The sequence below is a fragment of the Bacillus sp. CDB3 genome (assembly GCF_002081505.1).
Classification (GTDB): Bacteria; Bacillota; Bacilli; order Bacillales; family Bacillaceae_G; genus Bacillus_A; species Bacillus_A cereus_AT.
Window position 1 is genome coordinate 25,828 of record NZ_ALBR01000017.1, and the last position, 10,122, is coordinate 35,949.

A 10,122-nucleotide genomic window follows, 5' to 3' on the forward strand; every position below is an offset into this window, starting at 1 on the left:
GAGAAAAGGGAGAGATTGAAATGGAAAAAGTACAACAAACAATTCGCGCGCCAAGGGGCACTGAGTTACAGACGAAAGGATGGGTTCAAGAAGCTGCACTTCGTATGTTAATGAACAATTTAGATCCTGAAGTTGCTGAAAAACCAGAAGAATTAGTTGTATATGGTGGAATTGGCCGTGCAGCTCGTAACTGGGAAAGCTACAATGCAATTGTTGATTCATTAAAAACGTTAGAGAGCGATGAAACGTTACTTGTTCAATCAGGAAAACCAGTTGCAATTTTCAAATCACATGAAGATGCACCTCGCGTTCTGTTAGCGAACTCAAACTTAGTACCAAAGTGGGCGAACTGGGATCACTTCCGTGAACTAGAGAAAAAAGGTCTTATGATGTACGGCCAAATGACAGCTGGTAGCTGGATTTACATTGGAACACAAGGGATTTTACAAGGAACATATGAAACATTTGGTGAAGCGGCACGTCAACATTTCGATGGATCATTAAAAGGTACAGTAACACTTACTGCTGGTTTAGGTGGTATGGGCGGTGCACAACCTCTTGCTGTAACGATGAACGGCGGTGTTGTAATTGCTATTGATGTTGATAAGCGCAGCATCGATCGTCGTATTGAAAAGAGATATTGTGATCTGTATACAGAGTCTTTAGAAGAAGCATTAACTATTGCGAACGAGTATAAAGAGAAGAAAGAACCGATTTCAATCGGATTGTTAGGAAATGCAGCGGAGATTTTACCAGAACTAGTGAAGCGTAATATTACGCCAGATTTAGTTACGGATCAAACATCTGCTCATGATCCATTAAACGGTTATATTCCAGTAGGTTACACGTTAGAAGAAGCAGCGAAACTTCGTGAAGAAGATCCAGAACGTTACGTACAATTATCAAAAGAAAGTATGAAAAAACATGTGGAAGCAATGCTTGCTATGCAAGAAAAAGGCGCGATTACATTTGATTACGGAAATAACATTCGCCAAGTTGCTTTTGATGAAGGTTTGAAAAATGCATTCGATTTCCCAGGATTCGTTCCAGCATTTATCCGTCCGTTATTCTGTGAAGGAAAAGGACCATTCCGCTGGGTAGCGCTTTCTGGTGATCCAGAAGATATTTATAAAACTGATGAAGTAATTTTACGTGAGTTTGCTGATAATGAGCATTTATGTAACTGGATTCGTATGGCTCGTCAGCAAGTTGAGTTCCAAGGTCTTCCATCACGTATTTGTTGGCTTGGTTACGGTGAGCGCGCGAAATTTGGTCGCATCATTAATGAAATGGTGGCGAATGGTGAATTATCAGCACCAATCGTTATCGGTCGTGACCATTTAGATTGCGGATCAGTAGCATCTCCAAACCGTGAGACAGAATCGATGAAAGACGGCAGTGATGCAGTAGCAGACTGGCCAATTTTAAATGCATTAATTAACAGTGTAAACGGTGCGAGCTGGGTATCTGTTCACCACGGTGGTGGCGTTGGTATGGGTTATTCACTTCACGCTGGAATGGTTATCGTTGCAGATGGAACAGAAGCGGCAGCAAAACGTATTGAGCGCGTATTAACTTCTGACCCTGGTATGGGTGTTGTTCGTCACGTTGATGCAGGATATGACTTAGCGGTTCAAACTGCGAAAGAAAAAGGCGTTAACATTCCGATGATGAAATAAGGAGGAGAAAACATGCTGGACACTTTACTAATAAATATCGGTCAATTACTAACAATGGATCAAGAAGATGGCTTGTTAAGACGGGAAGCGATGAACACGCTTCCTGTTATCGAAAATGGTGCGGTTGGAATTGAAAACGGCGTGATTACTTTCGTTGGAACGGCGGAAGAAGCTAAAGGATTACAAGCGAAAGAAGTTATTGATTGCGGTGGGAAAATGGTTTCTCCTGGTCTTGTTGACCCGCATACTCACCTTGTATTTGGTGGATCTCGTGAAAATGAAATCGCACTAAAATTACAAGGAGTTCCGTATTTAGAAATTTTAGAACAAGGCGGAGGTATTCTTTCAACTGTAAATGCAACGAAACAGGCGTCGAAAGAAGAACTTGTTCAAAAAGCGAAATTCCATTTAGACCGTATGCTATCTTTTGGTGTGACAACTGTAGAAGCTAAGAGTGGTTACGGATTAGATGATGAGACGGAATGGAAACAATTAGAGGCAGCTGCACAATTGCAAAAAGAGCATCCAATCGATTTAGTTTCCACATTTTTAGGTGCTCATGCAGTTCCGAAAGAGTATAAAGGTAGATCAAAAGAATTTTTACAATGGATGTTAGACTTACTGCCAGAAATGAAAGAGAAGCAATTAGCTGAATTCGTCGATATTTTCTGCGAAACAGGTGTGTTCTCTGTAGAGGAATCAAAAGAATTTTTATTACAAGCGAAAGAGCTTGGCTTTGACGTGAAAATCCATGCAGATGAAATCGACCCTCTTGGTGGTGCGGAAGCAGCAGCTGAAATTGGTGCAGCATCAGCGGACCATTTAGTTGGCGCTTCTGATAAAGGAATTGAAATGCTTGCAAACTCTAATACAGTAGCGACTTTATTACCAGGAACGACTTTCTACTTAAATAAAGAAAGTTTTGCACGTGGACGCAAAATGATTGATGAAGGTGTAGCGGTTGCTTTAGCTACAGACTTTAACCCAGGTAGCTGTCCAACTGAAAACATTCAGCTTATTATGAGCATTGCGATGTTGAAACTGAAAATGACACCAGAAGAAGTCTGGAATGCCGTAACAGTTAACTCTTCTTATGCAATTAATCGTGGTGATGTAGCTGGGAAAATTAGAGTTGGTCGTAAGGCAGATTTAGTTTTATGGGATGCTTACAATTATGCTTACGTACCGTATCATTACGGCGTAAGTCATGTAAATACAGTGTGGAAGAACGGTAATATCGCATATACAAGAGGTGAACAATCGTGGAGCACGGCCACTATTTAAAGAAAAATGCAAAATTTATTGATCGTGAAGTAACGAAATGGAGTGAGATGATTAAAGATTGGGAGGAAGGCGTAGAAATATTCGGTGCAGCCTTAATTGGTGCACCCCTTTCTAAACCATCTATTAGTCATTCAGGGGCATGTTTTGCACCGAAAACAATTCGTGCGATGTTAGATGCATATAGCACGTACGCAATTACAGAAGAACACGATATGAAAGAAAGTGTTCTTCATGATTGCGGTGATATTACGATGCATGTGACAGATATAAAAGAAAGTCATAACCGAATTGCGAAAACAGTTGGTCACTTGACGAAAGTAAATCCGAAAATGATACCGATCGTTCTTGGTGGTGACCACTCGATTAGTTTTCCGAGTATAACAGGTTTTGCAAATAGTAAAGGAAAGGTCGGTATTATTCAATTTGATGCCCATCATGATTTACGTAATTTAGATGATGGTGGTCCATCAAATGGTACACCGTTCCGTAGTTTACTAGAAAATGATGTCATTACAGGAAAACAACTCGTTCAAATCGGAATTCGTAATTTTTCTAATGCACGTACGTACCATGAATATGCAAAAGAGCGTGGCGTGACAGTGTATACAATGAAAGATGTAAGAGAGCGAGAAATAAAAGATCTTATTTCAGAAAGTATTGAAGTATTAAGAAAACAAGGTGTGACTTCTATTTATATTTCTCTTGATATGGACGTACTGGACCAAGCGTTTGCGCCAGGTTGTCCAGCAATCGGTCCTGGAGGAATGGATAGTACAACTTTACTTGATGCAATTGAATTCCTTGGTAAAGAACCGCTCGTTCAAGGGATGGATATAGTAGAAATTGATCCAACTCTTGATTTTAGGGATATGACGAGTAGAGTAGCTGCGCAAGTGATTATGAGTTTTCTGTTAGCACGAGAAACGATTAGTAAACAGGTTAGTATATAAGCGAAGAATTATGTGTGTGAAGTTTTGAAGTAACCGTTTTTGTCTTTCATGTTGCACATTATATAAAAATACATCGCTACTTATATGTAGTGATGTATTTTTTGTTTTACAAGGTATATAAAATTGGAGGAAAAGGTAACAAAAATGCGGGTTCTTTAGTGTTTCTGTACAGATTGAATTTTTATGTGTGAATAAATTGACATGGAAAATAATTTTGTGATATTATAAAAATTTTGCTAAAAAAATAAATGTGTGTTATGCTTGAGAAGGTTACCATATATGGAGGTGGATTATTTGTTTCAAATTGGCGATAACATTGTTTATCCAATGCACGGAGCAGGTATAATTAAAGCCATAGAAGAAAAGGAAATTTCAGGGGAAAAACAACAGTATTATGTTATAAAAATGTCGGCTAGTAATATGGAAGTAATGATTCCTATGGGGAAAATATTGAATTCAAATATACGACCAGTTACAACCCTAAAGGCATTAACACACATAATAGATGTTTTTCAACATGGAGAATCAGATAGATTACTTACGTGGAAACAAAGGTATAAATTGAACACTGATAAAATAAAAACGGGTAAAATACAAGAAGGTGCTGAAGTTGTACGTGATTTATTACGTATGCAGAAAGAAAAAGCACTTAATGCAAGCGAAAAGAAAATGTTAGATAACGCACATGAATTTTTGATTAGTGAACTGGGATTAATTGAAGGTATCACAGAAAATCAAATAAAAAGCTTTTGTTAAGATTCATTGTAGATAATGTATGACATCCCAAAAAAGATCTTGAATTTTTTGGGAATATAATTATAGAGAATCAATCATTTCAAAGACATTCAACTCTTTCAAACCACTTTTAGAGCATTAACCTCTTTTGTTACTACTACAATCAAATCCATTTTTATTTTTTAAATTCTTTTACGAATGTTCGAAGTTTCATTAAATACTTCGATAAAATAGTTACTTGATTTTTGCAATCCTGATTCACACTGGCACGGACGAGGAGCCGTAAGGATGAAAGAGAGGTAGGGCTTTCATTGTTTTAGGTATATATAAGTTATTATTTTTAGAAGAATACTGAACCACTCTCACTTCTATTGTTAAGTAATTTTTTTATATGTGAAGAGATAATAATAGTTTATATTCTTTATATAAAAGAGATAAATGAATTGTTAGCTATATATGGTCAACTAAAAAAGGTTTCCTGCTTAGGAAACCTTTTTTAATTTTATTTATATCATTCTATTTTTTTGATATTCGAATGTTTTATGGTAAAAGCGTATAAATTGACGTTACTATCTAAAAGTAAGTATGATGCGATTATAGTAAGATTTTTTTAGGGGGAAGAAAAATGACAAGTTCAAATAATAAAGCGGCAAGTATTTATGAAGGAACAAATATAAATGCTTGGGGATCTTTTGAAAATATTGAAAAGACGAAGTTGTTTGATTCGATTCAAATTGGATCTTGGTCTCTTCGTAATCGTATTGCAATGGCACCGATGACGAGATGTTTTGCAGACAATGAAACTGGAGTAGTTGGCACTGACGTAGTAGAGTATTACCGAAAACGTGCCGAGGATGGGATTGGATTAATTATTACAGAAGGAATTGTTATTAGTCCGAGAGCAAAAGGAAACCCAGGAGTACCAGGGATTTATACACAAGAACAGATCAATTCTTGGAAACCGGTTACGGAGGCAGTACATAAAGAAGGTGGAACGATTATTGCTCAAATATGGCATGTTGGACGCATGAGTCACCATGAAATAATTGGTGGTCAATTGCCGCAAGCACCGTCAGCTATTGCTGCAGAAGGGAATGTTCCACGTTTTCGTAAACCGTTTGATACACCAGAAGAAATGACAATAGAAGAAATAAAGAAAGTAATTGGTCAATATGCACAAGCTGCGAAGAATGCGATAGAAGCTGGATTTGATGGTGTAGAAATTCACGGTGCACACGGATATTTAATTGATCAATTTACTTATGAACTTGCGAATAAGCGAACTGATAAATACGGCGGTGATTTAAAGCAAAGATTAACGTTTATGAAAGAAGTTGTTCAGGCTGTAATTGAAGCAGTTGGAGCTGATAAAACACTTCTTCGCTTCTCTGCCTTTAAAGGTGATAACCCTACTTATATGTGGGAAAATCCTGAACTTGCGATTGAAACGTTCGTAAATATGTTTAAAGAAGCTGGGTTAACGATGATCCATCCTTCAACGATGAATTATACGCAAGTGATTGCTGACGGAAAGAATTTTCATCAACTAGTAAGAAAATATTGGGATGGTACTATAGTTGGAGTAGGTAATTTGAATCCGAACGAGGCAGAAGAAGCACTGCAAGAAGGAACAATTGATGTAGCAGCATTCGGAAGACCGTTAATTGCTAATCCAGACTTTGTTCATCGCATTAAACGTGCTGAAAGTTTAGTTGAATATGACGCGAAAGAGCATCTTGTAACATTAGTGTGAATAAAGATAAAAGGAGAACACATCGAGTGTTCTCCTTTTATTATGGAATTTCATAGGAGGAAGCGGAATGAGTGAAACGCTACTCGTTATTATTAGTATATTGCTCTTTTTGATGTTACTTTTAATCATCTTTTTTATCATTACATTTTTTGTAAAAAAACGGACGCATCATTCGATATTAAAACTGCATCCATACTTAGGGAGAATGCGCTATTTACTTGAAAAGATAGGGCCTGAATTTCGGCAATATTGGTTTGATCACGATACGGATGGAAAGCCTTTTTCACGTTATGATTTTCAAAGTGTTATGTTTTTAGCGAAATATCGCTCTGAAATACTTGGTTTTGGATCGAAACGAGATTTTGAAGCTTCTGGCTATTATATTGCTAATACATTGTTTCCGATATTAACTGAGGAATTAAGTGTGAATCTATTGCAAGAGCGAGAAGGTAAAAAGTATGTGATTCATAAAGAAGGTTTATTTTCAAGAAGAGAAAAATTGACAGCGGATACAACAAATCTTTGGCTGTATGAAGAAGACGATGCAATTATAGTCGGTGAAAACCGAAAATATCCGTGGAAGCTACATGGAATGTTTGGAGCATCAGCGACATCTTACGGTGCGATTGGAGAAAATTATATTTTAGCGAGCGGTTTTGGTGCGAAAATGGCAGGTGGATCATGGATTAATACTGGAGAAGGGGGTGTAATTCCAGAACATTTACATACAGGTGCGAATATCATTGCACAAATTGGCCCGGGGTTATTCGGATACCGTGATGAGGACGGTAATTTTTCGATGAAGGAATTTATTGAAAAAGCGAAAGAAAGTAATATTAAAGCGTTTGAATTGAAATTTGGGCAAGGAGCAAAAATACGTGGTGGGCATTTAGAAGGACAGAAGGTAAATGAGAAAATTGCTTCTGTTCGGAAAGTGCGAGAAGGAGAAACGATTAATTCGCCAAATCGTTTTTCATTTATTAGTAGTGCTGCAGAGGCTTTATATTTTATTCAAGATTTGCAAGAAAATGGCGGTAAACCAATCGGGATGAAAATTGTAATTGGTCAACAGGAGCCTTTGGAAGATTTATTAGAAACAATGAAAGAATTAAACATCTATCCAGATTTTATTACAATCGACGGTTCAGAAGGTGGATCAGGTGCAACATATAAATCGATGGCAGATAGTATGGGGCTTCCGCTTATACCGGCATTACTTACATTTATTGATACGGCAAATCATTTTGGTGTCAGGGATAAACTAAAGGTGTTTGCCTCCGGGAAGTTAATCACACCAGATAAAGTGGCGATTGCTTTAGCTATTGGTGCAGATGCTGTAAATTCAGCACGCGGATTTATGATGGCGAGTGGTTGTATTATGGCACTTCAATGTAATTCAGGACAATGTCCATCTGGGGTTGCAACTACGAATCCACACTACCAAAAAGCATTAGATCCGTATGAGAAGAAATGGCGAGTAATGAACTATGTTATTAGTATGAGATATAGTTTGTTTTCATTAGCGGCAGCAGCGGGAGTGAAGAGTCCGCGTCATTTAACGAGAGAGCATATTGTGTTTAAAGATGAAAGGGGAAGAATCGTTCCACTGTCGGAATTGTTCCCTATAGTAAATAGGAGATAAAATATATGCGTTAAAGGTCATACGTTTGTATGACCTTTTCTTCGATCATAAAGTTAATCAAAGAGAACAATAATTAAATAAGGAACTTATTGACAATAAAAAACAATTAACATATAATAAATCTCGAATCAAAGATAAATTTTGAGCGTTATATAAATAGTAAAGATGTTCTATAATTTGAAATAACATATATATTTTTTGGGAAACATCTCGAATTCAAAATAAATTTAGTTCCGTAAGCACCGACTTGGTAGTTTTTTTGGGTTAATATCTCGAATTCGAGATAAATTTATTATGATGGATTTTACTTTGCGCTATGGACAAAATGAATAATGAATTTTAACGTATAACAATTTTTATAAGGGATTAAAAAGGAGCTGAGGAAATGGAAAAGAAAACAATGGGAATTCATCACATTACAGCAATCGTAGGTCATCCACAAGAAAATGTAGATTTTTATGCAGGTGTATTAGGATTACGTTTAGTAAAACAAACAGTGAATTTTGATGACCCAGGCACGTATCACCTTTACTTTGGGAATGACGGAGGAACACCAGGAACTATTATTACATTTTTCCCATGGGCAGGTGCTCAGCAAGGTGTTATTGGAGATGGTCAAGTAGGGATAACTTCTTACGTTGTACCTAAAGGCGCTATGGGATTTTGGGAAAAGAGATTGGAGAAGTTCAATATTTCGTATACAAAAATGACTCGCTTTGGAGAAAAGTATTTGGAATTTGATGATCCACATGGTTTGCATATAGAATTAGTAGAAAGAGAAGCGGGCGAATTAAATACGTGGAGTTTTGGAGAAGTTACGCCAGAAGTAGCAATTAAAGGATTTGGCGGTGCTGTCCTTTTATCTGCACAACCTCAAAAAACAGCTGAATTGTTAGAGCATGTTATGGGTCTTGAGAAAATTGGAGAAGAAGGTGAATTTGTTCGATTCCGTTCTTCTGCTGACATTGGAAATGTTATCGACTTGAGGTTATCAACAATCGGACGTGGTCAGATGGGTGTTGGTACAGTTCATCATATTGCTTGGAGAGCGAGTGACGATACCGATCAACTAGACTGGAAAGAGCATGTGTCTCGCTTTGGATATGGTGTAACCCCTGTACAAGATCGAAATTATTTTAATGCAATTTATTTTAGAGAACACGGCGAAATCTTATTTGAAATTGCAACAGACCCTCCTGGTTTTGCCCATGACGAATCTTTAGAGACGATGGGTGAGGAGTTAAAGTTACCGGACCGATATGAACAACATAGAAAACAAATTGAACAGACACTCTTACCATTTGAAGTGAGAAATCTAGACTAAAGTGATTGAAAGGGGAAAAGGAATATGATGAAACATGTTTTTCAAAAAGGAAAAGATACATCAAAACCAGTATTGTTATTGCTTCATGGCACAGGAGGAAATGAATTAGATCTATTACCGCTTGCAGAAAGAATTGATCCAAAAGCTTCTGTATTAAGCGTTCGTGGAAATGTATTAGAAAATGGGATGCCTCGTTTCTTCCGCCGATTAGCAGAAGGTATTTTTGATGAAGAGGATCTTGTTTTCCGTACGAAGGAATTAAATGAATTTTTAAATGAAGCAGCAAAAACATATGAATTTGATAGAGATAATATCGTAGCTGTTGGGTATTCAAATGGAGCAAATATTGCAGCGAGTTTATTATTCCATTATGAAAATGCATTAAAAGGTGCTATTCTTCATCATCCAATGGTCCCAAGAAGAGGGATAGAACTTCCTAATTTAGTAGAGAAAGCAGTGTTTATTGCTGCTGGAACAAATGATCCAATTTGTTCATCTTCTGAGTCAGAGGAATTGAAGATGCTATTAGAAAATGCAAATGCTAATGTAACAATGCATTGGGAAAATAGAGGGCATCAATTAACGATTGGTGAAGTAGAGAAGGCGACAGAATGGTATGAAAAAAATGGTTTCACAGGCATAAATGATAGCAAAAAAACGTGATAGATAATAATAATAACGTTACGTTTACGTTACGTTAGTTAGTTAGGTAAGGGTAAGGTAAGGTAAGGTAAAGGTAAACGTAAGTAAAGTAA

General features: G+C 37.0%; 8 protein-coding genes. All 8 read left to right on the forward strand.

The genetic code is table 11. From position 1 onward, the window contains the following. Positions 1-20 precede the first annotated feature (20 nt). The 8 genes from hutU to CDB3_RS06260 all read left to right on the forward strand — a co-directional run bounded on the left by hutU (position 21) and on the right by CDB3_RS06260 (position 10,030). Complete coding sequence (hutU, locus tag CDB3_RS06225) at positions 21-1,679, forward strand: urocanate hydratase (protein WP_128853785.1); 1,659 nt, start codon at positions 21-23, stop codon at positions 1,677-1,679. Positions 1,680-1,691: 12 nt separating this feature from the next. Further along, complete coding sequence (gene hutI, locus CDB3_RS06230) at positions 1,692-2,963, forward strand: imidazolonepropionase (RefSeq protein ID WP_128853786.1); 1,272 nt, start codon at positions 1,692-1,694, stop codon at positions 2,961-2,963. Further along, positions 2,942-3,913: a formimidoylglutamase gene (gene hutG / locus CDB3_RS06235; protein ID WP_128853787.1), complete on the forward strand. Its 972-nt coding sequence runs from the start codon at positions 2,942-2,944 to the stop codon at positions 3,911-3,913. Before hutI ends, hutG begins: the two co-directional genes overlap by 22 nt. A gap of 294 nt (positions 3,914-4,207) precedes the next feature. Beyond that, positions 4,208-4,669: a CarD family transcriptional regulator gene (locus CDB3_RS06240; RefSeq protein WP_000486322.1), complete on the forward strand. Its 462-nt coding sequence runs from the start codon at positions 4,208-4,210 to the stop codon at positions 4,667-4,669. A 604-nt stretch (positions 4,670-5,273) separates the two neighbouring features. After that, positions 5,274-6,401 carry an alkene reductase gene (locus tag CDB3_RS06245; protein WP_128853788.1) on the forward strand — a complete coding sequence of 376 codons (1,128 nt, stop codon included), beginning with the start codon at positions 5,274-5,276 and terminating at the stop codon, positions 6,399-6,401. A gap of 67 nt (positions 6,402-6,468) precedes the next feature. Next, on the forward strand, positions 6,469-8,043 hold the full coding sequence (locus CDB3_RS06250) for an FMN-binding glutamate synthase family protein (protein WP_128853789.1): 1,575 nt from the start codon (positions 6,469-6,471) through the stop codon (positions 8,041-8,043). Positions 8,044-8,428: 385 nt separating this feature from the next. Next, positions 8,429-9,367 (forward strand): ring-cleaving dioxygenase, encoded by a 939-nt coding sequence (locus tag CDB3_RS06255; protein ID WP_128853790.1) that lies wholly within the window; start codon positions 8,429-8,431, stop codon positions 9,365-9,367. A 27-nt stretch (positions 9,368-9,394) separates the two neighbouring features. Continuing rightward, positions 9,395-10,030, forward strand: coding sequence for an alpha/beta hydrolase (locus CDB3_RS06260; protein ID WP_128853791.1), 636 nt, complete (start codon positions 9,395-9,397; stop codon positions 10,028-10,030). Positions 10,031-10,122 lie beyond the last annotated feature (92 nt).

What these genes read in the sequence shown, in the direction of transcription:
- CDB3_RS06250 (WP_128853789.1), top strand. Translation starts at nt 6,469, where the DNA reads ATGAGTGAAACGCTACTCGTTATTATTAGTATATTGCTCTTTTTGATG.
- CDB3_RS06260 (WP_128853791.1), top strand. Translation starts at nt 9,395, where the DNA reads ATGAAACATGTTTTTCAAAAAGGAAAAGATACATCAAAACCAGTATTG.
- hutU (WP_128853785.1), top strand. Translation starts at nt 21, where the DNA reads ATGGAAAAAGTACAACAAACAATTCGCGCGCCAAGGGGCACTGAGTTA.
- hutI (WP_128853786.1), top strand. Translation starts at nt 1,692, where the DNA reads ATGCTGGACACTTTACTAATAAATATCGGTCAATTACTAACAATGGAT.
- CDB3_RS06255 (WP_128853790.1), top strand. Translation starts at nt 8,429, where the DNA reads ATGGAAAAGAAAACAATGGGAATTCATCACATTACAGCAATCGTAGGT.
- CDB3_RS06245 (WP_128853788.1), top strand. Translation starts at nt 5,274, where the DNA reads ATGACAAGTTCAAATAATAAAGCGGCAAGTATTTATGAAGGAACAAAT.